The sequence below is a fragment of the Vibrio syngnathi genome (genome assembly GCF_002119525.1).
In the GTDB taxonomy this organism is placed as follows: Bacteria; Pseudomonadota; Gammaproteobacteria; order Enterobacterales; family Vibrionaceae; genus Vibrio; species Vibrio syngnathi.
On sequence record NZ_CP017916.1, the window covers coordinates 1 to 25,703 of the forward strand.

At 45.3% G+C, this 25,703-nt stretch carries 19 protein-coding genes, 3 tRNA genes, 1 rRNA gene and 1 riboswitch; of the genes, 16 read left to right on the top strand and 7 right to left on the bottom strand.

Translation table 11 applies throughout. From position 1 onward, the window contains the following. Window positions 1–99: 99 nt before the first annotated feature. From dnaA to K08M4_RS00025, 5 genes are all read left to right on the top strand, one after another. Entirely contained in the window at window positions 100–1,521 is a 1,422-nt protein-coding gene (dnaA, locus tag K08M4_RS00005; RefSeq protein ID WP_065111976.1) for a chromosomal replication initiator protein DnaA, read from the top strand. 81 nt (window positions 1,522–1,602) lie between these two features. Next, complete coding sequence (gene dnaN / locus K08M4_RS00010) at window positions 1,603–2,703, top strand: DNA polymerase III subunit beta (RefSeq protein WP_017107516.1); 1,101 nt, start codon at window positions 1,603–1,605, stop codon at window positions 2,701–2,703. A gap of 53 nt (window positions 2,704–2,756) precedes the next feature. Continuing rightward, window positions 2,757–3,836 carry a DNA replication/repair protein RecF gene (gene recF / locus K08M4_RS00015; protein ID WP_086048497.1) on the top strand — a complete coding sequence of 360 codons (1,080 nt, stop codon included), beginning with the start codon at window positions 2,757–2,759 and terminating at the stop codon, window positions 3,834–3,836. A 17-nt stretch (window positions 3,837–3,853) separates the two neighbouring features. Further along, window positions 3,854–6,271, top strand: coding sequence for a DNA topoisomerase (ATP-hydrolyzing) subunit B (gene gyrB, locus K08M4_RS00020; RefSeq protein ID WP_086048498.1), 2,418 nt, complete (start codon window positions 3,854–3,856; stop codon window positions 6,269–6,271). A 503-nt stretch (window positions 6,272–6,774) separates the two neighbouring features. Continuing rightward, entirely contained in the window at window positions 6,775–7,209 is a 435-nt protein-coding gene (locus K08M4_RS00025) for an Hsp20 family protein (RefSeq protein WP_010433156.1), read from the top strand. Window positions 7,210–7,462: 253 nt separating this feature from the next. Here the strand turns inward: K08M4_RS00025 and K08M4_RS00030 are convergent, their stop codons facing one another. The 3 genes from K08M4_RS00030 to glyQ form a co-directional block, all read right to left on the bottom strand. Continuing rightward, a complete protein-coding gene (locus K08M4_RS00030; RefSeq protein ID WP_086048499.1) occupies window positions 7,463–8,716 on the bottom strand; it encodes a valine--pyruvate transaminase in 1,254 nt (417 codons plus the stop codon). 406 nt (window positions 8,717–9,122) lie between these two features. Beyond that, entirely contained in the window at window positions 9,123–11,204 is a 2,082-nt protein-coding gene (glyS, locus tag K08M4_RS00035) for a glycine--tRNA ligase subunit beta (RefSeq protein WP_086048500.1), read from the bottom strand. 2 nt (window positions 11,205–11,206) lie between these two features. Beyond that, window positions 11,207–12,136 (bottom strand): glycine--tRNA ligase subunit alpha, encoded by a 930-nt coding sequence (gene glyQ / locus K08M4_RS00040; protein ID WP_004736678.1) that lies wholly within the window; start codon window positions 12,134–12,136, stop codon window positions 11,207–11,209. Window positions 12,137–12,346: 210 nt separating this feature from the next. Further along, window positions 12,347–12,522, top strand: a riboswitch (yybP-ykoY riboswitch). A 34-nt stretch (window positions 12,523–12,556) separates the two neighbouring features. Here glyQ and K08M4_RS00045 point away from each other — a divergent pair. Together K08M4_RS00045 and K08M4_RS00050 are read left to right on the top strand one after the other, a co-directional pair. Next, complete coding sequence (locus tag K08M4_RS00045) at window positions 12,557–13,111, top strand: TMEM165/GDT1 family protein (protein ID WP_086048501.1); 555 nt, start codon at window positions 12,557–12,559, stop codon at window positions 13,109–13,111. 151 nt (window positions 13,112–13,262) lie between these two features. Continuing rightward, entirely contained in the window at window positions 13,263–13,517 is a 255-nt protein-coding gene (locus K08M4_RS00050) for a hypothetical protein (protein ID WP_004736676.1), read from the top strand. An 84-nt stretch (window positions 13,518–13,601) separates the two neighbouring features. Here K08M4_RS00050 and tusA read toward each other — a convergent pair whose 3' ends face one another. After that, on the bottom strand, window positions 13,602–13,853 hold the full coding sequence (gene tusA, locus K08M4_RS00055) for a sulfurtransferase TusA (RefSeq protein ID WP_004736675.1): 252 nt from the start codon (window positions 13,851–13,853) through the stop codon (window positions 13,602–13,604). Between the two features lie 149 nt (window positions 13,854–14,002). Here tusA and K08M4_RS00060 point away from each other — a divergent pair, with 149 nt between their 5' ends. Both K08M4_RS00060 and K08M4_RS00065 read left to right on the top strand, forming a co-directional pair. Next, complete coding sequence (locus tag K08M4_RS00060) at window positions 14,003–14,194, top strand: hypothetical protein (protein WP_086048502.1); 192 nt, start codon at window positions 14,003–14,005, stop codon at window positions 14,192–14,194. A gap of 155 nt (window positions 14,195–14,349) precedes the next feature. Next, window positions 14,350–15,291 (top strand): LysR family transcriptional regulator, encoded by a 942-nt coding sequence (locus K08M4_RS00065; protein ID WP_086048503.1) that lies wholly within the window; start codon window positions 14,350–14,352, stop codon window positions 15,289–15,291. A 135-nt stretch (window positions 15,292–15,426) separates the two neighbouring features. Here the strand turns inward: K08M4_RS00065 and acuI are convergent, their stop codons facing one another. From acuI to fadB, 3 genes are all read right to left on the bottom strand, one after another. Then, on the bottom strand, window positions 15,427–16,407 hold the full coding sequence (gene acuI, locus K08M4_RS00070) for an acrylyl-CoA reductase (NADPH) (protein ID WP_061025200.1): 981 nt from the start codon (window positions 16,405–16,407) through the stop codon (window positions 15,427–15,429). 242 nt (window positions 16,408–16,649) lie between these two features. After that, the gene (gene fadA / locus K08M4_RS00075) at window positions 16,650–17,813 is read right to left on the bottom strand and encodes an acetyl-CoA C-acyltransferase FadA (RefSeq protein WP_086048504.1); all 1,164 of its coding nucleotides are present in this window, start codon (window positions 17,811–17,813) and stop codon (window positions 16,650–16,652) included. A gap of 26 nt (window positions 17,814–17,839) precedes the next feature. Beyond that, window positions 17,840–20,011 carry a fatty acid oxidation complex subunit alpha FadB gene (gene fadB, locus K08M4_RS00080; protein WP_009848167.1) on the bottom strand — a complete coding sequence of 724 codons (2,172 nt, stop codon included), beginning with the start codon at window positions 20,009–20,011 and terminating at the stop codon, window positions 17,840–17,842. Between the two features lie 227 nt (window positions 20,012–20,238). Here fadB and K08M4_RS00085 point away from each other — a divergent pair, with 227 nt between their 5' ends. The 7 genes from K08M4_RS00085 (at window position 20,239) to K08M4_RS00115 (ending at window position 25,375) form a co-directional block, all read left to right on the top strand. After that, window positions 20,239–20,862, top strand: a complete 624-nt coding sequence (locus tag K08M4_RS00085) for a YigZ family protein (RefSeq protein ID WP_004736669.1) — start codon at window positions 20,239–20,241, stop codon at window positions 20,860–20,862. A gap of 34 nt (window positions 20,863–20,896) precedes the next feature. Then, complete coding sequence (locus K08M4_RS00090; RefSeq protein WP_017077285.1) at window positions 20,897–22,354, top strand: TrkH family potassium uptake protein; 1,458 nt, start codon at window positions 20,897–20,899, stop codon at window positions 22,352–22,354. Window positions 22,355–22,364: 10 nt separating this feature from the next. After that, a complete protein-coding gene (gene hemG / locus K08M4_RS00095) occupies window positions 22,365–22,892 on the top strand; it encodes a menaquinone-dependent protoporphyrinogen IX dehydrogenase (RefSeq protein WP_004736667.1) in 528 nt (175 codons plus the stop codon). 542 nt (window positions 22,893–23,434) lie between these two features. Then, window positions 23,435–24,989, top strand: a 16S ribosomal RNA gene (locus K08M4_RS00100). Window positions 24,990–25,112: 123 nt separating this feature from the next. Further along, window positions 25,113–25,188: transfer RNA gene (locus K08M4_RS00105), tRNA-Glu, on the top strand. 2 nt (window positions 25,189–25,190) lie between these two features. Further along, window positions 25,191–25,266: transfer RNA gene (locus K08M4_RS00110), tRNA-Lys, on the top strand. Window positions 25,267–25,299: 33 nt separating this feature from the next. After that, window positions 25,300–25,375: transfer RNA gene (locus K08M4_RS00115), tRNA-Val, on the top strand. Window positions 25,376–25,703: the final 328 nt, after the last annotated feature.

Below are 25,703 nucleotides of genomic sequence, written 5' to 3' on the forward strand. Positions count from 1 at the left end.
GATCTTATTCACTGGATCTGTGATCAATTGCTGGTGATCTGACTTATCAACAGGTAAAATTAACGGTCATTTCATATAACTTAAATAGAGTGGGGCACCGTGTCATCTTCGCTTTGGTTGCAATGCTTGCAACAGCTTCAAGAAGAATTACCAGCTACAGAATTCAGTATGTGGGTACGTCCGTTACAAGCGGAGCTCAATGGTAATACTCTAACTCTATTTGCACCAAACCGATTTGTACTCGATTGGGTGCGCGATAAGTACCTAAATAGCATTAACCGTTTGCTACAAGAATATTGTGGTAATGATATTCCACATCTTCATTTTGAGATTGGAAGTAAACGAGTTACTGCTCCAAAATCTGAGACTATCGCCCCAGCTCGTACCCGTACAGCAGCCGATGTAGCCGCTGAGTCATCTGCACCTGCGCAATTGCAGGCTCGCAAGCCTGTCCACAATATCTGGCGTGATGAAGAACCTGTAGCGGTTGACCTTAACCACCGTTCAAACGTCAACCCAAAACACAAGTTCAATAACTTTGTTGAAGGTAAGTCGAACCAACTGGGTTTGGCTGCGGCTCGTCAGGTTTCTGACAATCCAGGAACAGCCTACAACCCGTTATTCCTATACGGCGGCACTGGTTTAGGTAAAACGCACTTGTTGCATGCGGTGGGTAACGCCATTGTTGATAATAAGCCGAATGCGAAAGTGGTTTATATGCACTCAGAGCGTTTTGTTCAGGATATGGTAAAGGCACTGCAAAACAACGCGATTGAAGAGTTTAAGCGTTACTACCGTAGTGTTGATGCATTGCTTATCGATGACATCCAATTCTTTGCGAATAAAGAGCGTTCTCAAGAAGAGTTTTTCCACACATTTAATGCGCTGCTTGAAGGCAACCAACAGATCATCCTAACGTCTGACCGTTATCCCAAAGAGATCAACGGGGTAGAAGATCGTCTGAAATCTCGCTTCGGTTGGGGTTTGACGGTTGCGATTGAGCCGCCAGAGCTTGAGACTCGTGTTGCGATCTTAATGAAGAAAGCAGAAGACCACCAAATTCACCTTGCGGATGAAGTGGCATTCTTTATTGCTAAGCGTTTACGCTCTAACGTTCGTGAGCTAGAAGGCGCATTGAACCGTGTTATCGCGAATGCAAATTTCACTGGTCGTCCGATCACGATCGATTTCGTGCGTGAAGCTCTGCGTGACTTACTTGCACTGCAAGAAAAGCTGGTCACCATTGATAACATTCAAAAGACAGTCGCTGAATACTACAAAATCAAAGTTGCTGATCTATTATCTAAACGTCGTTCTCGTTCTGTTGCTCGTCCACGCCAACTGGCGATGGCACTGGCTAAAGAGTTAACTAACCACAGCTTGCCTGAGATTGGCGATGCATTCGGTGGCCGTGACCACACGACCGTACTGCATGCTTGTCGTAAGATTGCTCAGCTGCGTGAAGAGAGCCACGACATTAAAGAAGATTATTCGAACTTGATTCGTACCCTTTCTTCTTAATACACAGTATTCTTAACCTTAATAAGCAGAATCTTGGCCACGTACTATTACGCAGTGCCATTTAGACCGTAAGAGCAAGATATGAAATTTACCATTGAACGTAGTCACCTGATTAAGCCATTACAACAAGTCTCTGGCGCACTCGGTGGCAGGCCAACGCTTCCAATTCTAGGAAATCTACTGATTAAAGTAGAAGATAACGTGTTGTCGATGACAGCAACGGATCTAGAAGTTGAACTGATCAGCCGTGTAACGCTTGAAGGTGATTTCGAAGCGGGCAGCATTACCGTACCTTCACGTAAGTTCCTAGATATCTGTCGCGGTTTGCCTGATAGCTCAGTGATCACCGTGGTCTTGGATGGTGACCGTGTTCAGGTTCGTTCTGGTCGTAGCCGTTTCTCATTAGCAACATTACCTGCGGCAGATTTTCCAAACATTGAAGATTGGAGCAGTGAAGTTGAAGTGTCAGTGACACAAGCTGAATTGCGCGGTCTTATCGAGAAAACCCAATTCTCAATGGCGAACCAAGACGTTCGTTACTACCTCAACGGTATGTTGTTTGAGATTGAAGGTTCTATCTTACGTAGTGTTGCAACTGATGGTCACCGTATGGCGGTATCTCAAGCGCAACTGGGTGCCGATTTTGCTCAGAAGCAGATCATTGTTCCTCGTAAAGGTGTGCAAGAGCTAGTGAAGCTACTGGATGCACCAGAGCAACCGGTAACGCTTCAAATTGGTAACTCTAATGTGCGTGCTGAAGTGAACAACTATGTCTTCACTTCTAAGCTGGTTGATGGTCGTTTCCCTGATTATCGCCGCGTAATGCCGCAAAATACCACCAAGACATTAGAAGCTGGCTGTGATGAGTTACGTTCAGCGTTTTCTCGTGCTGCGATTCTGTCGAATGAAAAATTCCGTGGTGTTCGCGTTAATCTTGTAGATAGCGAGATGCGCATTACCGCGAATAACCCAGAGCAAGAAGAAGCGGAAGAAGTGCTAGACGTAACCTTTGATGGTGACGCACTAGAGATTGGCTTCAACGTAAGCTACGTATTGGATGTATTGAATACGCTGCGTTGTGAACAAGTTCGCATCTCAATGTCAGACGCCAATGCGAGTGCTCTTATCGAGAACGCTCAAGACGACAGCGCGATGTACGTTGTTATGCCTATTCGCTTATAAGCTGTCATATGTTGACCTATCGAGTCGTGATTGAAGATTAATATGAAGACGTTATGCCTTTATCGCGCTTAATCGTTAAGCAGTTTAGAAATATAGAAGCCTGTGACATTCAACCGTCATCAGGCTTTAACTTTCTTATAGGGGCTAACGGAAGCGGCAAAACCAGCGTCCTTGAAGCGGTGTATCTGCTCGGACATGGTCGCTCATTTAAGAGTTCACTCACCGGTCGTATCATACAAAACGAGTGCAGTGAGCTGTTTGTCCATGGCCGTTTTATGACCTCGGATCAATTTGAGCTGCCAATTGGCATTAATAAGCAGCGCGATGGCACAACAGAGGTTAAAATAAGCGGTCAAACTGGGCAAAAATTGGCTCAGTTAGCTCAGGTTTTACCTTTGCAGTTGATTCACCCGGAAGGGTTTGATTTACTAACCGATGGACCTAAGCATCGCCGCGCATTCATTGATTGGGGAGTCTTCCACAGTGAGTCGGGTTTTTATGATGCATGGGGTAGGGTGAAGCGCCTCAATAAGCAGCGAAACGCCTTATTGAAAACGGCAACACACTATCAAGAGCTGAGCTATTGGGATCAAGAGTTGGCCCGTTTAGCTGAAAGCATCAGCCAGTGGCGTGCCACTTACGTTGAACAGCTTAAAGAAGTCGCCGAAGAAATCTGTGCGACCTTCTTACCTGAGTTTGAGATAAAGATTAACTATTATCGAGGTTGGGACAAAGACACCCCATACGCCGAGATATTAGAAAAGAATTTTGAAAGGGATCAGCAGCTTGGTTACACCTTTAGTGGGCCAAACAAAGCAGATCTAAAGATAAAAGTGAACGGCACTCCAGTGGAAGATGTCTTGTCACGAGGTCAGTTGAAGTTGATGGTGTGCGCGCTACGAGTAGCACAAGGGCAACACCTCACTCAAATGACAGGTAAGCAATGCATCTATTTGATAGATGACTTCGCTTCCGAATTAGATAGCCAACGCCGAGCACGTCTTGCTGAGTGTTTAAAGGCGACCAAGGCTCAAGTTTTTGTAAGCTCTATTACCGCTGATCAGATTGCAGATATGCATGACGAAAATAGCAGGATGTTTCATGTGGAACATGGCAAAATAGAGCAAGGATAATTAGTCAGAGAGTAACTATGTCAGATAATTACGATTCATCGAGTATTAAAGTACTGAAGGGTCTGGATGCGGTACGTAAGCGTCCTGGAATGTACATTGGCGACACGGATGATGGTACCGGTCTGCACCACATGGTTTTTGAGGTGGTAGATAACTCTATTGATGAAGCACTCGCTGGTCACTGTAATGACATCATCGTAACTATCCATGAAGATAGTTCTGTGTCAGTAAGCGATGACGGCCGTGGTATTCCAACTGAATTGCACCCAGAAGAAAAAGTATCAGCAGCAGAAGTAATCATGACGGTTCTTCACGCTGGTGGTAAGTTCGATGATAACTCGTACAAAGTATCTGGTGGTCTGCACGGTGTTGGTGTTTCAGTAGTTAACGCACTTTCTAAGCAAGTTACTCTTACTATCCATCGCGGTGGCAAAATCCACACTCAAACATACTGCCACGGTGAGCCTCAAGCGCCACTAGCGGTTATCGGTGACACGGATAAAACAGGTACAGAGATTCGTTTCTGGCCGAGTGAAGAAACCTTCACTAACATCGAGTTCCATTACGACATTTTAGCTAAGCGTCTACGTGAGCTATCATTCTTGAACTCAGGTGTATCAATTAAGCTAATTGATAAGCGCGAAGAAGATAAAATGGATCACTTCGAATACGAAGGCGGTATCCAAGCGTTTGTTGAGCACTTAAACACCAACAAAACACCGATTATCCAGAAAATATTCCATTTCGATCATGAGCGTGAAGACGGTATTACCGTTGAAGTTGCGATGCAATGGAATGACGGTTACCAAGAAAATATTTATTGTTTCACCAACAACATCCCTCAACGTGATGGTGGTGCTCACTTAGCGGGTTTCCGTGGTGCACTAACACGTACATTGAACAGCTTCATGGATAAAGAAGGCTTCTCGAAGAAAGCGAAGACTTCAACATCAGGTGATGATGCTCGTGAAGGTTTGACAGCGATTGTTTCGGTGAAAGTGCCAGATCCTAAGTTCTCAAGCCAAACTAAAGACAAGCTAGTTTCTTCAGAAGTGAAATCTGCCGTTGAGTCTACAATGGGTGAGAAACTGTCTGAGTTCCTAATTGAGAACCCAGGTGAAGCGAAAATCGTTTGTTCTAAAATTATCGATGCAGCGCGTGCTCGTGATGCAGCGCGTAAAGCTCGTGAGATGACACGTCGTAAAGGCGCATTAGATTTAGCGGGTCTTCCAGGTAAACTTGCTGACTGTCAGGAAAAAGATCCTGCACTGTCTGAACTATACATTGTGGAAGGAGACTCTGCTGGCGGATCAGCTAAGCAGGGGCGTAACCGTAAGAACCAAGCAATCCTACCGCTTAAAGGTAAAATCCTTAACGTAGAGAAAGCACGTTTCGATAAAATGCTGTCTTCTCAAGAAGTTGCAACGCTCATCACAGCACTTGGTTGTGGTATTGGTCGTGACGAATACAACCCAGATAAACTGCGTTACCACAACATCATCATCATGACCGATGCCGATGTCGATGGTTCTCACATCCGTACTCTGCTACTGACATTCTTCTACCGTCAAATGCCAGAGTTGATTGAACGTGGTTACATCTACATTGCTCAGCCACCACTTTACAAAGTGAAGAAGGGTAAGCAAGAGCAGTACATCAAAGATGAAGATGCGATGAACCAGTATCAAGTATCTTTGGCTTTGGACAATGCAGAATTGCACGTAAACCCTGAAGCACCTGCGTTTGCTGGTGAAGGCTTAGAGAAGCTTGTTCATCAATACAATGCAGGTATTAAGCTGGTTGATCGTATGAGCCGTCGTTACCCACGAGCATTGCTTCACGAACTGATTTATGTACCTCGCCTAACCGCTGAGCAGTGTCATGATGAAGCGGCAGTTGAAGCTTGGGGTAAGCAGCTTGTAGAGCAGCTAAACGGCAAAGAAGCGGGTGCGAGCCAATACTCTCTTGAAGTTGAAAAACACGAAGAGCTAGGTTTAAGCGTTCCTAAGATTGTAGTACGTACACACGGTGTTACTCACGAACATGTACTCAGCATTGACCTTATCAACTCGAAAGAGTTTGGTAAGCTAGCAGACCTTTCTGAAGCGCTTGACGGCTTGATTGAAGAAGGCGCTTACATCAAGCGTGGTGAGCGTACTCAAGCGGTTTCTAGCTTTGTTGAAGCTCTGAACTGGTTAGTGAAAGAGTCTCGTCGTGGCCTGAGCCTACAACGATACAAAGGTCTAGGTGAGATGAACCCTGATCAGCTTTGGGAAACAACGATGGATCCTGAAACTCGTCGTATGATGCAAGTAACGATTGAAGATGCTGTTGGTGCTGATCTGTTGTTCACAACGTTGATGGGCGACCAAGTAGAACCGCGTCGTAACTTCATCGAAGAGAATGCATTGAAAGTAGCAAACCTAGACGTTTAGTATCTTTGATACTTCGCTCTTTCGCTTAATTTCTGTGTCAGAGGTGCTCACATACATTCGTATGCTACGCGCCTCTTCCTTGAACTAAAACGAAATAGCTTCGTCTCAAAAAACTAAATTTATAATTAAAAAGACTGCCAGAAATGGCGGTCTTTTTGTTTTTAAGTTACTGAAAAATATTGAGTTGAAAAAATAATTGAAAATAATCCCTTGAAACTATTTTGCTCAATCCACATATCTAGTTGTGAAGAGGATGACTGTCTTGCTCTACAAGAGAAGAAACAGAACCTTCATAACCGTTGCTAGAGTATCGCTCAATAGAGGATAACTTTGGCAGCACACAATTTAAAAATTGATTCATTGTCATGTCCCAGCGTTGTCGCCAAAAGAGGCGAAACCCGAGGAATGCAAACTGAATCCCTTAGCTGTTTACTGGGTCACTCACAAGTTCGATCTTAGTAAAAATCACAGCTAAGACTATTGCTTACTAAAAGGATAGCATTATGAGAACTGTAGACTTCACTCCACTTTACCGCAACGCAATCGGCTTCGATCGTCTATTCAACATGATGGAAGCGAACACATCGAAAAATACTTCTGGCGGTTACCCTCCTTATAACATCGAGCAAAAAGACGAGAATAACTACCGTATTACTATGGCAGTCGCTGGCTTTGCAGATGACCAATTAGATCTGACTCAAAAAGAGAATACGCTAATTGTGAAAGGTGAGCGTAAAGAAGAAGTAGAGAAAACCTTCGTATATCAAGGTATTGCAGAGCGCGATTTCGAACGTAAATTCCAACTGGCTGACTATGTAAAAGTGGTAGGCGCAAGCATGGAAAATGGTCTCCTTCACATCGACCTAGAACGCGAGATCCCAGAAGCGATGCAACCGCGTAAGATTGCTATCAACGGTAATAGCCTACTAGAAGGCTAATACCCGTCATACTTGAAGCTACAGCGTTGTTGACGTCGTAAATTCCCCCTAATTACATAGGTTCCCTATGCTCATAGGGCTGAATTTTCTAGTCGCCTAGCTGAACCCCCAATTATTTAGGGTATTCAAGTGACAAACATTATCGGGAAGTAAAAGTGAAAGAGCACCAGTACCTTGAAGAAGGTCGGTGCTCTTTTTTGTTTGTCCTATCACCGTCATTCCATAGAGGGAGGAACGACCGAGTAGGGAATCTCTATTTACTTTCGCTGTAAGCCTTTTTCACTTCTTCAGCGATGATAGTGATACCTTTCTGCATCGCTTCATCATCTTGTACGTAGTTCATACGCAAGCACTGATGAGCATGATCCCACTCGTCTTCTTGACCGATAAAGAAGTATTCACCCGGAACAATTAATACGCCACGAGCTTTGAGTCGGTTGTACAGCTCCATGGTGGTAATCGGTAGCTCATCAAACCATAGCCATAAGAAAATCGCGCCTTCAGGCTTATGGATACGGAAACGTGGATCATCAATAGCGTCTTGAAGCAGCTCAACCGCACGTAGAGATTTGTCTTTATAGAAAGGTTTGATTACCTCGCTGCTTAAGCGTAGTAAATCGCCTTTTTCAATCATGTGGTTAGCAATCGCAGGGCCAACACTATTGGGTGCCAAGCTGATAATGCCATTCATGTTGGTCAATGCTTGTGTTACTTCTTCGCTCGCAATCACGATACCGCAACGCACACCCGGCAAGCCGAGTTTAGATAGGCTCATGCACAGAATCGAATTTTCATTCCAGAACGGTTCCACATCTTCAAAGATGATGTTTGGAAATGGTAGGCCGTAGGCATTATCGATCAGTAGCGGGATGTTGTTTTCACGCGCCAGCTTATCCAGTTTACGCACTTCTTCGTCGGTCAGTACGTTACCCGTTGGGTTGGTTGGACGAGAGGCACAGATAGCCGCAACTGAGTCATCAACTTTTAGCTGTTCAAAATCGACGTGGTATTTGAACTGTCTGTTTTCAAGCAGCTCGATCTCTGGGTGGTAAGAGATAAAGATATCGTCGTCAATGCCCGCATCGCCGTAGCCAATGTATTCCGGCGCGATCGGTAGCAAGATTTTCTTATGTGAGCCATCAGGCTGTTGGCCTGCTAGTAGGTTGAATAGGTAGAAGAAGCCACTTTGGCTGCCATTAGTTAGGCTAATGTTCTTCTCACTGATGTCCCAGCCGTAAGTATCTTTTAGCATTGTAGCTAACGACTTGATGAAGCTGTCTTTGCCTTGCGGACCATCGTAGTTGGCGAGGGCGGCGATGAGTTCTCCACTGGCGAGCATGTCGGCACTGGCTTGGTTAAAGTAATCGAGCATGGCTGGGATAGCGGCTGGGTTACCACCACCGAGCATGATTGCACCAGGAGTGCGCAGGCCATCATTCAAATCATCCATTAAACGAGTGATTCCAGAGTATCGATTAAACTTTTCACCAAACTTTGAGAATTGCATTGCTTCGTATACCTAATTCATTGTGATTATTATTCGTAGATTATGATCAATCTTATGAACCCGAGCGTGGCGGGTTACAGTGGGTAATATTCGAACATACCGCAATGTTTTTGCGGCGCAAAGCACGAATTGCCCTCACACGAAAAAAAACTCAACAATGTTTATCTAATTACTTACCGATTTCTTATTGAATGCGCTTTGATAATAACGAAGATGCTTTATATTTTTGTTTAGTTTCTGCTGTTTCAATCATTGAGCGCTTACTTCGAGTTCGTATAAATAACCAATATCTGTCTCAAAAAATGCTTGGTTAACAAAAACAAAAAGGGAAGCTTTCGCTTCCCTTTGGGTATTTACCTAAGTCGTACTAACCAATCGGAAGAACAACTTCTTTCTGCAATATTGCTTATTTATGTAAAAGAGAAATATCAGCAATCTGTAGGAACAGGTTACGTAGGTTGTTCAGTAGCGTTAGACGGTTCTTCTTAAGCGCTTCGTCATCAGCCATAACCATTACGTTGTCGAAGAATGCATCAACGGGTTCACGTAGATCAGCAAGTTTACTTAGGGCTTCTTGGTAGTTGCCTGTCGCGAATGCTGGTTCTAATGCTTCTGTCATTACTTCAACGTTTTCAGCCAGAGCTTTCTCTGCGTCTTCTTGAAGCAGAGCAAGATCGATTTCAGCTGGTAGCTCGCCATCGAATTTCGCAAGGATGTTACCTACACGCTTGTTCGCTGCTGCTAGTGCTTCTGCTGCTTCCAATTCACGGAAGTGAGAAACGGCTTTAACACGTTGGTCAAAGTCAGCTGGCTTAGTTGGACGACGTGCTAGTACCGCTTGGATGATATCAACGCTGAAACCAGCATCTTGGTACCATGCGCGGAAACGACCTAGCATGAAGTCGATAACGTCAGCTTCAACGTTGTCGTTAGTTAGCTTGTCGCCTAGTAGCTCTTTCGCTTTACCTATTAGATCGGTTAGGTCTAGGTTGTAGCCGTTTTCAACGATGATACGTAGCACACCCAGTGATGCACGACGTAGAGCGAATGGGTCAGAACCTTTTGGAGCTTGGCCAATACCGAAGATACCTACGATAGTGTCTAGCTTGTCTGCCATTGCTACTGCAGAAGAGATACCAGTGCTTGGCAGTGTGTCACCTGCGAAACGAGGCATGTACTGCTCGTAAAGTGCTAGTGCTACTTGCTCGTCTTCACCATCGTGAGTCGCGTAGTGCATGCCCATCACACCTTGAGTATCCGTAAATTCGAATACCATAGATGTCATTAGGTCACACTTAGCCAGTAGGCCTGCACGCTTAGATTTTTCAACGTCAGCATCGATTTGCTCAGCAATGTAGCCAGCAAGTTCTGTGATGCGGTCTGTTTTGTCTTTGATTGTACCAAGTTGCTTTTGGAAGATAGCTTGGTCTAGTTCAGCAAGACGGTCGATAAGCGGACGCTTACGGTCTGTGTTGAAGAAGAACTCAGCATCAGCAAGACGTGGACGTACAACCTTCTCGTTACCTTCGATTACGTGACGAGGCTCTTTAGACTCGATGTTCGAAACGAAGATAAAGTTCGGTAGTAGGCTTCTTTCAGCGTCACCAATCTCATGCGAATAAACAGGGAAGTACTTCTGGTCGCCTTTCATGGTGTAAACCAAAGCTTCAGAAGGCACTTTTAGGAACTCTTGCTCAAACTTAGCTGTAAGCACTACTGGCCATTCAACCAAAGACGTCACTTCTTCAACAAGGTCGTCTTCTAGGTCAGCAATACCGCCAACAGCTTCCGCTGCCTTTTTAGCATCAGCAAGAATGATCGCTTTACGCGCATCGTAATCTGCCATTACTTTACCGCGCTCTTCTAAGATCGCAGGGTATTGGTCAGCAGAGTCGATTGTGAACTCTTGTTCGCCCATGAAACGGTGACCACGGATAGTACGAGCAGAAGCTACGCCTAGGATTTTGCCTTCAACAAGCTCATCGCCTAGTAGTACTGTCAGTGTTTTCACTGGACGGATAAATTGAATGTCTGAGTTACCCCAGCGCATTGCTTTAGGAATTGGTAGGCCAGCCAGTGCTTTCGCAGCGATGTCCATCACCAATTCTTGAACAGGTTTGCCAACTACTTCTTGTTTGAAAAGAAGCCACTCGCCTTTGTCTGTTTTCAGGCGGTCAGCTTGCTCAACAGTAATACCGTTACCACGAGCCCAACCTTGTGCAGCTTTAGTCGCGTTGCCTTCCGCATCGAATGCGACAGAAATTGCAGGACCGCGCTTCTCAACGACTTTGTCTGCTTGGCCTTCAGCCAGTGCCGTCACTTTTAGTGCTAGACGACGAGGTGCTGCGTACCACTTGATGCCTTCGTGAGAAAGCTCAGCCGTTTTAAGACCCGCTTCAAAGTTAGAAGCAAAGGCTTCAGCTAGAGAACGAAGTGCCGTTGGTGGAAGCTCTTCCGTACCCAGTTCAATTAGAAAATTCTTCGCCATGATTATTTACCTTCCTTTTCTTCTACAGATCGGCACATTGGGAAGCCAAGTGCTTCACGTGACGCGTAGTACGCTTCTGCAACAGCTTTAGTCAGGTTGCGGATACGAAGGATGTAACGTTGACGCTCTGTTACAGAGATAGCTTTGCGCGCATCAAGGATGTTGAATGCGTGGCCTGCTTTTAGAATGCGCTCGTAAGCTGGAAGCGGCAGTGGCTTCTCAAGCTCAAGTAGCTCTTTACACTCTTTTTCGCACTGGTCGAAGAAAGTGAATAGGAAATCTACGTCTGCGTGCTCGAAGTTGTATGTTGATTGCTCAACTTCGTTTTGGTGGAAGATGTCACCGTAAGTCACGTTAGAACCGTCTGGTGCTACGTTCCATACAAGGTCGTAAACAGAGTCTACTTCCTGGATGTACATTGCTAGACGCTCGATACCGTAAGTGATCTCACCCGTTACTGGCTTACACTCAAGACCGCCAACTTGTTGGAAGTAAGTGAATTGAGTCACTTCCATGCCGTTTAGCCATACTTCCCAACCAAGACCCCATGCGCCTAGCGTTGGGTTTTCCCAGTTGTCTTCTACGAAACGAATATCGTGAACAAGTGGGTCGACACCAAGAACTTCAAGCGAGCCTAAGTACAACTCCTGGATGTTATCTGGAGAAGGTTTTAGAGCTACTTGGAATTGATAGTAGTGCTGCAGGCGGTTCGGGTTTTCACCGTAACGACCATCGGTCGGACGACGAGAAGGTTGAACGTATGCCGTAGACATTGGCTCTGGGCCAAGTGCACGTAGACATGTCATTGGGTGAGAGGTGCCAGCACCTACTTCCATATCTAGTGGTTGAACAATGGTACAACCGTTTTGTGCCCAGTAATCCTGCAGCGCGAGGATCATTCCCTGGAAGGTTTTGATATCGTATTTTTGCATAGTCAGGTTCGCGCGATTCTTTTAAATGAATGATAAAAATAACCTCTGAGTATACCGAGATATTGGTAAAGCGAGTAGGGGTAATCTTGTTTAATTAGTGGTCTAAAATGTCGTTTAGTGGATTTTTTTGCCTTTAATGTTTGTTTTTCGGCACAAGTGGATATTTTGATAACTTTGACACTTGTGTTTGAAAGCGTGGGTGATTAAAATCTCGCGGTCTTTGGGGAGTAGCTTACTTATTCATATCCTATTGAATGAGTTCGTCCGTCAACATAATTGATGCAAAATCATCATGGCGTTCGAGGCAACCACCACCTTGGTGGCGCTTAGCAAGACCTTAGACAAGCATCGTGAACCGGGATGGGGCGCGAGGTTTGTCTTTGGTTAAATATAATAATCTCCGTCCCAAATGAGCATGTCGTGAGCGTTTTAGCAATTTCAATTACAACTGTCGCCTTAGCCGAGATCGGTGATAAGACTCAGTTGCTATCCCTTTTATTAGCCAGTCGATATCGAAAACCGATACCTATCATCGCGGCTATCTTCTTTGCCACTATTGCCAATCATGCCCTTGCCGCATGGCTTGGAGTTGTGGTCGCGGATTATTTATCTCCTGAAGTGTTGAAATGGGTGCTGGTGGTCAGTTTCATTGCGATGGCAGGCTGGATTCTGATTCCTGATAAATTAGACGATGATGAGCAGATCTCGAATCGAGGCCCATTTGTCGCCAGTTTTATTGCTTTCTTCATTGCTGAGATTGGCGATAAGACTCAGATTGCGACCTCCATTCTAGGGGCTCAATACTCTGATGCATTAACGTGGGTGATTCTAGGTACTACGATCGGTATGTTGCTGGCGAATGTGCCAGTGGTGATCATCGGTAAGCTTTCTGCGGATAAGATGCCTCTTGATCTGATTCGTAAGATCACTGCTTTGTTATTTGTGGGTTTGGCTATCGGAGCTGCTTTCTATTAAGCGGTGGTATTGAGTCTTATTATACTCAACCAGTAGAGTAATGTGTTGTAGGTCATACTCTTACAGTATTGTGGGGTTTATCGAGCGAATGGACATATAACTGTCATACTTGTCATGATATTTTAATCTTGTGAGTTAAGAACACGAGGGCATGATTATGTTGACGCGTTATATGGGTATTACTCCACAAAGCCAAAGCTATCTATTTACCTTTGGTCTTGCACTTACACTATTAGGCATGGTGTTGACGGACATGTGGTTACCGATGGTGGCCGGTTCGATGATCATGACTGGGCTTGCGGTAGAGGCTTGGATTCGGGTCGCGCATATTATTCCGATGCGCAAAGATATTCGAGAAATTCAGCATCAGCTTGAGCATCTGCAAAACAAGTCTAGAAACGAATAAACAAAAAGCCGCTCGTACTCTGAGTTCTGTTTAAGAACATCAGGTACGAGCGGCTTTTTTGATGCTTGATATTTAGGTGGGGCGTTACGCCTCCAATCCCTTTCTGATCAAATACTGGTAAGGTAAGGTTTCTGTCGCTTGGCCTACCAACTGATGATCCATGAATCGACAAAAGCTCGGAATATCACGAGTTGTCGAAGGGTCGTCAGCTTTTACCAGTAACACATCGCCATCCTGCATGTTTCTAATTGTCTTCCTGACCATCATTACTGGTTCTGGGCAACGCAGGCCTTCAGCTTCTAAAGTATGGGTTGCCAGTTCAGGTTTGAATGTCATGGTTTGTATCTCTATATCTATCTAACCTGTGAATAATACGTCTGCAGAAAAAATATGCAATAAGTGCTTGGCAAGTGGAGTCATTTCCTATAACTTAATTAACAAGTTGATAACAACCCGAAACAAAGGCAACTAGCTAAGGAGTGGCGATGTTGACAGGATTAGATAGATTAACAATTTATTCAGTTCTCTGTTTTATTTCTTTTTGTGCGTTAGTACTACGCTCATCGACAGAGACCTCACTGATGCCAATATTTGGCATAATAGCAACGATTATTGGTATTTGGGTAGAGATGCGCCGTTGGCAAGGCATAGCCGAAGAGCAAGAGCAAGAACACTAACCCGAATACAACAGCGAATTCCGATACGACAACATTCCGACACTATCCCCAGATTTTCTTGGGCTTCCCCGCATAATTGCGGGATTTTTTTTATCTAAAGCATGCTATAAACAACTTAGTAACTAATGACAGTTGTATACAACTAGGTAAGTGGCGTGGAATTAGAAGACATCTATCGTAGAGACCTTAATTTATTGGTCGCCTTAAAAGTATTGATTGAAGAGGGCAGTGTTAGCCAGGCTGCGCTTCGTCTTAACTTAAGTCAATCCGCAACCAGTCGAGTGTTAGGGCGCTTAAGAGAACTACTCAACGATCCCCTGTTTACACGTCAAGGTCAGCACCTTATTCCCACCAAGAAAGCACTCGAGATCAGCCAGCGTATTGATCAACCGTTAGAGTCTTTCCGTCAACTGCTTAGCCCTAGCGATTTTGACCCTTACTATTGCAGTGAGCGTTTTTTAATTGCGACCACTGACTACGCGATGCAAACCATCTTGCCTTATGCGTTGCCTAAGATTTATGAACAAGCGCCGAACATCTCTTTGGAGTTTGCGCCACTGCAGCATGAGCATTTGTTTAAACAACTCAGTACCGAACGTGTTGATATGGCGATCTGTCGACCGAGTAGCAGCGTTGCTCCACTTCATCAAGAGGTATTGGGGCCAGTCGGCGTATCATGTTTGTTATCTAAAAATCATCCGTTAGCCGATCGATCGTTAAGTCTCGAAGATTATGTTTCGTTGCCTCACGCGATGATTGCGATCAGTGATGGTGTTAAGGCTTTACTCGATAACGCTTTAGCTAATCAACAACCTCGTAAAATGGTGCTGCGTGCTTATCACCTTGAAGCCGCATTGGCGATTGTCGATAGAATGCCGTTGGTGATCACAGTACCTGCTGATTTAGCTTACTTGGTGGCTGAGCGTTATGACTTAGTCGTTAAACCGCTGCCATTCGAGTTTATGCCGTTTGATTACTCACTGATTTGGCACTCGCGCTGCGATTCTTCTGCCTCGCAACAATGGTTAAGAAGGGTGGTTAAAGAGGAGTGTGGCGAATTGATTCAAAAGCGTATTGCGGATGTTGGCTTAGGTTAACTGGGACTTAGCTTTGGTTTACTCGATCCTAATGACAAAAACACAAAAGGGCTGATTACTATCAGCCCTTTGTTATTTTGGGTTATCCAAATCTAAAGCTGTTGCTTAAGGTTTGATAACTTTATGTTTGAGAATCTATAGTTTAATGACTACGCGACCAGTGATTTGACCGTTAGTGATGTCTTCTGCTGCTTGAATTGCACCGTCTAAAGACACTTCTTTGGTTGCTTGCGCGTAGAAAGATTCAGGTAGCAATTCCGCTAGTTGTTCCCACGCTTTAATACGTTTTTCACGAGGGCACATTACCGAGTCCACACCCTGTAGGCGAACGTTACGCAGAATGAATGGCATTACCGTGGTTGGTAAGTCAAAACCGCCTGCTAGACCACACATTGCAACCGCACCGTTGTAGTCAATTTGCGCCAATACTTTTGCAAGTACTTTGCTACCTACAGTATCGATAGCACCAGCCCACAGTTGTTTTTCTAGTGGCTTAGCTGGTTCTTCAAGTTCAGCACGCTCTACAATGCGTGTAGCACCTAGTGATTTAAGTAGTTCACCGTTTGCAGAAGCACGGCCAGTAACCGCTGCTACTTTGTAGCCTAGTTGGTTTAGTAGCGTAATAGACACGCTGCCTACGCCGCCACTTGCACCTGTTACTAGGATTTCACCGTCTTCTGGTTTGATGCCTGCATCTACGATAGCTTGCACACAAAGCATTGCTGTGAAACCTGCTGTACCGATCGCCATTACTTTCTTAGCGTCTAGACCCGCTGGCATTGGCACTAACCAATCACCGTTTAGGCTCGCTTTCTCAGCCATGCCGCCCCAGTGACCTTCACCCACACCCCAACCCGTTAGAACAACTTCGTCGCCCGCTTTGTAGCGTGGGTCATCAGATTGTGAAACCACACCTGAAAGGTCGATACCAGGAACCATAGGGAAGTTACGAACAATGCGCCCTTTACCTGTAATCGCCAAACCATCTTTGTAGTTCAAAGAAGAGTAGCTCACATCAACCTTCACGTTACCTTCTGGTAATTGAGATTCATCAATTTGAGATACTGATGCGATAGTTTTTTTATCTTCTTGGTTTAGTACAAGTGCTTTAAACATGATCTGCTCCGTGGGAGGAATATTAGGAAACTGAAGTAACTTTAGTTGAATCATCGAAGAAAAAATAATGAAACATCAACATTGAATCTATGCGTTTTGTGCATAGATGTGAGTGGTGCTTTTTCTCTCGCTAAGTTCGCTGAACGAATCGATACATTATTGGACGCCGAGCAATAAAAAGTGCAGCTATATAAATATAGCTGCACAAAATATTACTTTACAAGTATTACAACCAACGACCGCTATGGGCGTTCAAATACCGTTGCAATACCTTGGCCTAAACCAATACACATGGTCGCTAAACCGTATTTCACGTCTTGTGCTTCCATCAGGTTGATTAGGGTCGTCGAGATACGAGAACCAGAACAGCCCAGTGGGTGACCAAGAGCAATCGCACCGCCGTTAAGGTTTACTTTCTCGTCAACTACATCCAGTAGACCTAGGTCTTTCGCACATGGAAGAGATTGAGCCGCAAACGCTTCGTTGAGTTCAATCACACCCATATCTTCAATGTTCAGACCTGCACGTTTAAGTGCTTTCTTGGTTGCTGGTACTGGGCCGTAACCCATGATAGAAGGGTCGCAACCTGCAATAGCCATAGACTTCACGCGAGCACGAATCTTAAGGCCAAGCGCGTTGGCTTTCTCTTCGCTCATGATCAGCATTGCCGATGCACCATCAGACAATGCTGATGAAGTACCTGCTGTTACCGTTCCGTTTGCTGGGTCAAATACCGGGCGAAGCTGAGACAGGCCTTCAACCGTAGTTTCTGGACGAATGACTTCATCGTAATCCAGAGTGAACAGTGAACCGTCTGCCGCGTGAGCTTCTGTTGGCAGGATTTCGTTTTTGAAACGACCTTCAACTGTTGCTGCTTGAGCTCGAGCATGTGAGCGTGCTGCGAATGCATCTTGGTCTTCACGGCTAATGCCGTGCATTTTACCTAGCATTTCAGCGGTTAGACCCATCATACCCGCTGCTTTTGCTACGTGCTTAGACATGCCAGGGTGAAAATCAACACCGTGGTTCATTGGTACATGGCCCATGTGTTCTACACCACCGATCAGGCAGATTTCAGCATCGCCAACCATGATAGAGCGAGTCGCATCATGCAGAGCTTGCATAGATGAACCACATAAACGGTTGACCGTTACCGCACCAATCTCAATCGGGAGACCAGCAAGCAAAGCAGCGTTACGTGCGACGTTGAAGCCTTGCTCTAGCGTTTGTTGTACACAACCCCAGTAAATGTCTTCAATTTCGACAGGGTTTACTTCTGGGTTGCGCTCTAAAATGCCTTTCATCAAATGTGCCGACAGATCTTCAGCACGAGTGTGACGGAAAGCTCCACCTTTGGAACGTCCCATTGGGGTACGAAGGCAATCAACAACAACTACATTATTCATTTTGCTATTCCTTTTCCAAATGTGGGTTACAGAGAACTGGCTTGTTGGCCGTCGTAAAAGCTTTCGCCTTTCGCTGCCATATCAAGCAATAGTTGAGGAACTTGGTACATTGCACCTAAGTCTTGGTAGCTCTTCGCCATTTCAACGAAGTTACCAATACCCACACTGTCTAAGTAGCGGAATACGCCGCCTCTGAATGGAGGGAAGCCTAAACCGTAAACCAGTGCCATATCCGCTTCTTGTGGTGTCGCGATGATGCCTTCTTCTAAACAAAGCACCACTTCGTTGATCATAGGAATCATCACACGTTGGATAATTGTCTGGTCATCAAAGTCTTGTGGCTGTTGGCATACGTCAGCCAAGATAGGAAGAATGTCTTCAGAGAAGGTTTTCTTCGGACGACCGCGTTTGTCTACGCTGTACGTGTAGAAACCGCTGCCGTTCTTCTGGCCGTATTTTTCAGCGACGTAAAGTGCGTCAATCGCATCACGACCTTCTTTACCCATGCGCTCAGGGAAACCTTGCGCCATTACTGCTTGTGCATGGTGTGCTGTGTCTAAACCTACAACGTCTAGCAAGTAAGCTGGGCCCATTGGCCAACCGAACTTGCGTTCCATGACTTTATCGATCTTAGTGAAATCAGCACCGTCACGTAGCAACATGCTGAAACCGCCAAAGTAAGGGAAAAGTACACGGTTAACGAAGAAGCCTGGACAGTCGTTAACAACGATAGGGGATTTACCCATCTTCGCTGCGTAAGCAACCACGCGATTAATAGTTTCTTCTGAAGTATGCTCGCCACGGATGATCTCAACCAAAGGCATGCGGTGTACTGGGTTAAAGAAGTGCATGCCACAGAAGTTCTCTGGGCGCTTCAAAGATTTCGCTAACAGGTTAATCGGAATCGTTGAGGTATTTGATGTTAGAACCGTGTCTTCACCAACTAGGCCTTCAACTTCACTCAGTACTGCTGCTTTTACTTTCGGGTTTTCTACAACCGCTTCCACAATCACATCAGATTGTTCAACACCAGCATAATGCAAGCTTGGAGTAATAGAAGACAGAATACCTGCCATCTTGAACCCATCTAGGCGACCGCGTGATAAGCGTTTATTCAACAGCTTAGAAGCTTCGTTCATACCAAGATCAAGAGACGCTTGTGCGATGTCTTTCATCATCACTGGCACGCCTTTCAATGCTGACTGGTAAGCAATACCGCCACCCATGATGCCAGCGCCAAGTACTGCTGCGCGTTCAGTTGCTTTATTCGCAGACTTACCAGCTTGTTTTGCTAAGCCTTTAATGTATTGGTCATTCAAGAATAAACCGACAAGGGCTTTCGCTTCTTCAGATTTTGCTAGCTTAACGAAGTGTTTGCGTTCGATGTCTAACGCCGCATCGCGATCGCTGCGCGCTGCTTCTTCGATAGCAATCACCGAAGTGATGGGTGCTGGGTAATGAGGTCCTGCTTTTTGAGCCACTAAGCCCTTAGCCATGGTAAAGCTCATCATCGCTTCTAGTTTGCTTAGTGAAAGCGCTGACGTTTTTTGTTTGCGGCGTAGCTGCCAATCAAGTTTCTCATTGGCTGCCAAAGAAACAGTGTTGATCGCTGATTCTAGTAGTTGGTCTGTTTCAACAATCGCATCTAACAAGCCAACTTTAAGCGCTTCATCTGCACGGCATGCTTTGCCTTGAGTGATAATTTCCATCGCGCTGTCAGCACCGATAACACGTGGCAGGCGCACACAACCACCAAAGCCAGGCATGATGCCAAGTTTGGTTTCTGGTAGACCTATGCTAGTGGTCTTGTCACCGATACGGAAATCGGTAGCGAGTACACATTCACAGCCGCCACCAAGGGCATGGCCACGCATCATTGAAAGAGTTGGGACAGGAAGGTCTTCGAGCTTGCTGAAGATTGAATTAGCGAATCTTAACCATTCATCAAGTTCTGCTTCTGGCTTAGCAAATAGGCCAAGAAATTCAGTGATGTCTGCGCCTACGATGAACGCGTCTTTGTTTGAAGTTAAGATTAAACCACGTAATCCAGCGTGAGCATTAAGAGCATCTAACGCTTTATCCAGTGATTCTAAAGTAGCAAGGTCGAGTTTGTTTACAGAGGCCGGAGCACAGAAGCTAAGTTCTGCAATACCATCTTGTAATTCCTTTACCTGTAAGGTGTTAGCTTGGTAAATCATTGTCTATCTCCATGACATACAATCCACGATTGTTTGAGAGAATCTTGTTATCTTTCTATTATTGTAGAGCACCTGGTAAGACCAGTTATTCTAGTCTGTACCTCTGCTTGATTAATTTCAATACATTTTTTAAACAATTGTTTAACATTGTGCGACAGCACAGATCCTCTAACCCTTATTATTCACGCGTGATACACTTCGCCGCTCTTAATAATTAAGTTAACGATATGAATGAACAGCCCTATTTAATACCGTCAGCGTCGGCTCTGTTTGAAGAAGAGATAAAAAAGAGCGTTTTTATTACTCATCTTGCTCATACTCCAAGTGTAGAAGCTGCTAAGCAGTTCGTTGAACAGGTAAAAAAAGAGCATTCTTCAGCGCGACATAACTGTTGGGGCTTTGCTGCAGGGCGACCGGAAGACTCGATGAAATGGGGTTTTAGTGATGATGGCGAACCCTCGGGTACTGCTGGAAAGCCTATCTTGGCGCAACTGTCTGGTTCGGGTGTTGGCGAGTTAACGGCTGTAGTCACTCGCTATTCAGGCGGAATCAAGCTCGGTACTGGTGGTTTAGTTAAGGCTTATGGTGGTGGAGTACAACAAGCTCTCAAGCTGCTTCAAACTATCGAGAAAAAAATAACCACAAAATTACGGCTAGAGTTAGACTATGGCTTTGTGCCGATTGCACAATCCATCATGGCTCAGCATCAGGCTGTTGAAGTCCAAGCGGATTATGGTGTTCAAGTTGAGCTTATTATTGAAATAGAGCTCCTTCAGGTAGATTCGTTTACCCAAACCATGATCAATAAAAGCGGTGCTAAGGCACTGGTAACGAAAGTCAAAGACAACTAGGAAGTGTGAAGCATTTCGCTTCGTTCAATAGCTCATGCAATTTCGCTCAATTATTCGAATCGTCGGATTATTATTAGCACTTTTTAGTGTATCAATGCTCGCACCTGCTCTCGTCGCTCTGATCTATCGAGATGGTGCGGGTGTGCCATTTGTGACGACCTTTTTTGTTCTCTTATTCTGTGGAGCAACCTGCTGGTTTCCAAACCGACGTTATAAGCATGAATTGAAAGCGCGTGATGGCTTCTTGATTGTTGTTTTATTCTGGACGGTAATCGGCAGTGCTGGTGCGCTGCCGTTTTTGATCGCCGATAACCCCAATGTATCGGTAACCGATGCTTTCTTCGAATCCTTCTCTGCATTAACAACCACGGGCGCGACCGTTATTGTTGGTCTCGATGATCTGCCTAAGGCGATTCTGTTTTACCGCCAGTTCCTGCAATGGTTTGGTGGTATGGGTATCATCGTATTGGCGGTAGCCATCCTTCCGGTTCTGGGCATCGGTGGTATGCAGCTATATCGTGCAGAAATCCCGGGCCCTGTAAAAGACAGTAAGATGACTCCGCGTATTGCTGAAACGGCAAAAGCGCTTTGGTACATCTATCTGAGCCTAACGATTGCTTGTGCGGTGGCGTTTTGGCTTGCAGGCATGAGCTTCTTTGATGCTATCAGTCATAGCTTCTCTACTATTGCGATTGGTGGTTTCTCGACTCACGATGCGAGTATGGGCTATTTCAATAGTCCGGCTATCAACATGATTACGGTCGTGTTCCTTCTTATCTCTGCGTGTAACTATTCGCTTCACTTTGCTGCATTTGCTTCGGGTGGTGTGCATCCTAAGTATTATTGGAAAGATCCTGAATTCCGCGCCTTTATCTTTATTCAAGCGGTTTTGTTCTTAGTTTGTTTCTTATTACTGCTTAATCACCACTCTTATGACTCGTATTACGATGCCTTTGATCAGGCCTTGTTCCAGACGGTATCTATTTCAACAACCGCAGGCTTCACTACCACTGGTTTTTCTGAGTGGCCATTGTTCTTACCTGTTCTGCTTCTGTTCTCTTCTTTTATAGGGGGCTGTGCAGGTTCAACGGGCGGTGGTATGAAAGTTATTCGAATCTTATTGCTTACTTTGCAAGGTGCTCGTGAAATGAAGCGCCTTGTCCACCCGCGTGCTGTCTATACCATCAAGGTTGGAGGTTCTGCGTTACCACAACGTGTTGTTGATGCGGTTTGGGGCTTCTTCTCTGCATACGCATTGGTTTTTGTGGTTTGTATGTTGGCTCTTATTGCTACTGGGATGGATGAGCTGAGTGCTTTCTCTGCCGTAGCGGCAACATTGAATAACCTTGGCCCTGGCTTAGGTGAAGTGGCAATGCACTTCGGCGATGTGAATGATAAGGCCAAATGGGTGTTGATCGTATCTATGCTGTTTGGTCGTTTAGAGATATTCACCTTATTAATTTTATTGACCCCTACGTTTTGGCGTAGCTAAGGACAACATTGTGGCAAAAGCTCTATTTTTGTATTCAAGCCGTGAAGGGCAAACCAAGAAGATCTTGAACTATATAAAAGAAGAAATGAATGAGTTCGAATGTGAGCTTCAAGATCTGCACACTATTAGTAATGTCGACTTTGCTCAATATGACAGAGTGTTGATTGGTGCATCTATTCGTTACGGCCACCTTAATAAGAAGCTATATAAGTTCATTGATGCCAACCTTGCTCAGTTGCAATCCAATAAGGTTGCCTTCTTCTGCGTTAACTTAACGGCTCGTAAAGAAGACCAAGGCAAAGACACCCCTGAAGGTAGTGCCTATATTAAGAAGTTTCTTCTTAAGTCACCATGGCAGCCGACTCTAATCGGTGTATTCGCTGGTGCCCTCTATTACCCACGTTATAACTGGTTCGATAAAACCATGATTCGCTTCATTATGAATATGACAGGCGGAGAAACGGACACAACCAAGGAAGTTGAGTATACGAACTGGGAAAAAGTCTCTTTATTCTCTAAGAAATTGCAAGAGATGTAAGAGAAAAGCCTACTTTTGAGGCGTTTTGTGCTCTTTTTAATCGAACGAATAAAAAAACGAGAAAAACTTCAAAAAGGGCTTGCCAGTGTGATCGAAATCTCTATAATGCGACCTCGTTGAAACGGGAAGGCTTCGTAAGAAACCAAAACGAATCAGCAGGTCAAATTAGCCAAGCTAAGCGCTTGAAAAAAGTTTTGAAAATAGTGGTTGACACTAAAACTTAAATCGCTAAAATGGCCGTCCGATTTGAGCGAAGCTCAAAAAGGAAAAGCTCTTTAACAATTTAAACCTATCAATCTGTGTGGGCACTCGTTGATGAATATCAAAACGTTATTGGTTCTTTTTCGAAAGAGCGTAATAACAGTTACTTCGGTAACAAACTTGATTTCAATGAACTGAGTGACCAATACGTTTAACTACTTGTAGTTATTCGGCACAGTCAATTTATTACCATTCTGTTGGAATGGTAATAGCTTTAAAATTACACTCTTTATTTATAAAGAATAGTTTTGAAGTCAGTATTCGTTGAGTCACAAAATCTTAAATTGAAGAGTTTGATCATGGCTCAGATTGAACGCTGGCGGCAGGCCTAACACATGCAAGTCGAGCGGAAACGACACTAACAATCCTTCGGGTGCGTTAATGGGCGTCGAGCGGCGGACGGGTGAGTAATGCCTAGGAAATTGCCTTGATGTGGGGGATAACCATTGGAAACGATGGCTAATACCGCATAATGCCTACGGGCCAAAGAGGGGGACCTTCGGGCCTCTCGCGTCAAGATATGCCTAGGTGGGATTAGCTAGTTGGTGAGGTAATGGCTCACCAAGGCGACGATCCCTAGCTGGTCTGAGAGGATGATCAGCCACACTGGAACTGAGACACGGTCCAGACTCCTACGGGAGGCAGCAGTGGGGAATATTGCACAATGGGCGCAAGCCTGATGCAGCCATGCCGCGTGTATGAAGAAGGCCTTCGGGTTGTAAAGTACTTTCAGTTGTGAGGAAGGGTGTGTAGTTAATAGCTGCGCATCTTGACGTTAGCAACAGAAGAAGCACCGGCTAACTCCGTGCCAGCAGCCGCGGTAATACGGAGGGTGCGAGCGTTAATCGGAATTACTGGGCGTAAAGCGCATGCAGGTGGTTCATTAAGTCAGATGTGAAAGCCCGGGGCTCAACCTCGGAACTGCATTTGAAACTGGTGAACTAGAGTGCTGTAGAGGGGGGTAGAATTTCAGGTGTAGCGGTGAAATGCGTAGAGATCTGAAGGAATACCAGTGGCGAAGGCGGCCCCCTGGACAGACACTGACACTCAGATGCGAAAGCGTGGGGAGCAAACAGGATTAGATACCCTGGTAGTCCACGCCGTAAACGATGTCTACTTGGAGGTTGTGGCCTTGAGCCGTGGCTTTCGGAGCTAACGCGTTAAGTAGACCGCCTGGGGAGTACGGTCGCAAGATTAAAACTCAAATGAATTGACGGGGGCCCGCACAAGCGGTGGAGCATGTGGTTTAATTCGATGCAACGCGAAGAACCTTACCTACTCTTGACATCCAGAGAAGCCAGCGGAGACGCAGGTGTGCCTTCGGGAACTCTGAGACAGGTGCTGCATGGCTGTCGTCAGCTCGTGTTGTGAAATGTTGGGTTAAGTCCCGCAACGAGCGCAACCCTTATCCTTGTTTGCCAGCGAGTAATGTCGGGAACTCCAGGGAGACTGCCGGTGATAAACCGGAGGAAGGTGGGGACGACGTCAAGTCATCATGGCCCTTACGAGTAGGGCTACACACGTGCTACAATGGCGCATACAGAGGGTAGCAAGCTAGCGATAGTGAGCGAATCCCAAAAAGTGCGTCGTAGTCCGGATTGGAGTCTGCAACTCGACTCCATGAAGTCGGAATCGCTAGTAATCGTGAATCAGAATGTCACGGTGAATACGTTCCCGGGCCTTGTACACACCGCCCGTCACACCATGGGAGTGGGCTGCAAAAGAAGTGGGTAGTTTAACCTTTCGGGGAGGACGCTCACCACTTTGTGGTTCATGACTGGGGTGAAGTCGTAACAAGGTAGCCCTAGGGGAACCTGGGGCTGGATCACCTCCTTATACGAAGATAGTCACGATGAGTGTCCACACAGATTGATTAGGTTTAGAAAAGCAAAGAGATGAAGAACTCCCAAGTTCTTCGAAGTTTGTTTCTACTTTTTAACATAGAGATAAATTAGCAGTGTCCCGTTCGTCTAGAGGCCTAGGACACCGCCCTTTCACGGCGGTAACAGGGGTTCGACTCCCCTACGGGATACCATTGGGTCGTTAGCTCAGTTGGTAGAGCAGTTGACTTTTAATCAATTGGTCGCAGGTTCGAATCCTGCACGACCCACCATTCTTTCTCCGCGAAGGAATTAAAACTTTTAGTGGGCGATTAGCTCAGTTGGGAGAGCACCTGCCTTACAAGCAGGGGGTCACTGGTTCGAGCCCGGTATCGCCCACCATTCTCTAAAAATTCTTGGTTATCATCATATCCAAACCACTTCTTTTGTCGTTGGTTGGTATGTTTGACCCTGAGAGTCTTTAGAAAATGTGAATTTTAGAACACTGGTTCTTAAAGTCTCATGCTCTTTAACAATTTGGAAAGCTGACTGATTGATTACTTACGAGTAATTCAATCAAATTTAAAAGTTCTCAATGTTTATCTTTCATTAGATAAACACAACAAACACATTCAAGTGTCTTGTATTCGAATCAAACTTAGTTTGATTCACAATTGAGTCCGGCAAACAGTCATCAAGAATTAACCCTTCTTGATGACAACCAAAAACC

Excerpts from the sequence above, each read along its gene's own strand:
- dnaN (WP_017107516.1), top strand. The coding sequence starts at position 1,603 with ATGAAATTTACCATTGAACGTAGTCACCTGATTAAGCCATTACAACAA.
- recF (WP_086048497.1), top strand. The coding sequence starts at position 2,757 with ATGCCTTTATCGCGCTTAATCGTTAAGCAGTTTAGAAATATAGAAGCC.
- gyrB (WP_086048498.1), top strand. The coding sequence starts at position 3,854 with ATGTCAGATAATTACGATTCATCGAGTATTAAAGTACTGAAGGGTCTG.
- K08M4_RS00025 (WP_010433156.1), top strand. The coding sequence starts at position 6,775 with ATGAGAACTGTAGACTTCACTCCACTTTACCGCAACGCAATCGGCTTC.
- K08M4_RS00030 (WP_086048499.1), bottom strand. The coding sequence starts at position 8,716 with ATGCAATTCTCAAAGTTTGGTGAAAAGTTTAATCGATACTCTGGAATC.
- glyS (WP_086048500.1), bottom strand. The coding sequence starts at position 11,204 with ATGGCGAAGAATTTTCTAATTGAACTGGGTACGGAAGAGCTTCCACCA.
- glyQ (WP_004736678.1), bottom strand. The coding sequence starts at position 12,136 with ATGCAAAAATACGATATCAAAACCTTCCAGGGAATGATCCTCGCGCTG.
- K08M4_RS00050 (WP_004736676.1), top strand. The coding sequence starts at position 13,263 with ATGATTATGTTGACGCGTTATATGGGTATTACTCCACAAAGCCAAAGC.
- tusA (WP_004736675.1), bottom strand. The coding sequence starts at position 13,853 with ATGACATTCAAACCTGAACTGGCAACCCATACTTTAGAAGCTGAAGGC.
- K08M4_RS00060 (WP_086048502.1), top strand. The coding sequence starts at position 14,003 with ATGTTGACAGGATTAGATAGATTAACAATTTATTCAGTTCTCTGTTTT.
- acuI (WP_061025200.1), bottom strand. The coding sequence starts at position 16,407 with ATGTTTAAAGCACTTGTACTAAACCAAGAAGATAAAAAAACTATCGCA.
- fadA (WP_086048504.1), bottom strand. The coding sequence starts at position 17,813 with ATGAATAATGTAGTTGTTGTTGATTGCCTTCGTACCCCAATGGGACGT.
- fadB (WP_009848167.1), bottom strand. The coding sequence starts at position 20,011 with ATGATTTACCAAGCTAACACCTTACAGGTAAAGGAATTACAAGATGGT.
- K08M4_RS00085 (WP_004736669.1), top strand. The coding sequence starts at position 20,239 with ATGAATGAACAGCCCTATTTAATACCGTCAGCGTCGGCTCTGTTTGAA.
- K08M4_RS00090 (WP_017077285.1), top strand. The coding sequence starts at position 20,897 with ATGCAATTTCGCTCAATTATTCGAATCGTCGGATTATTATTAGCACTT.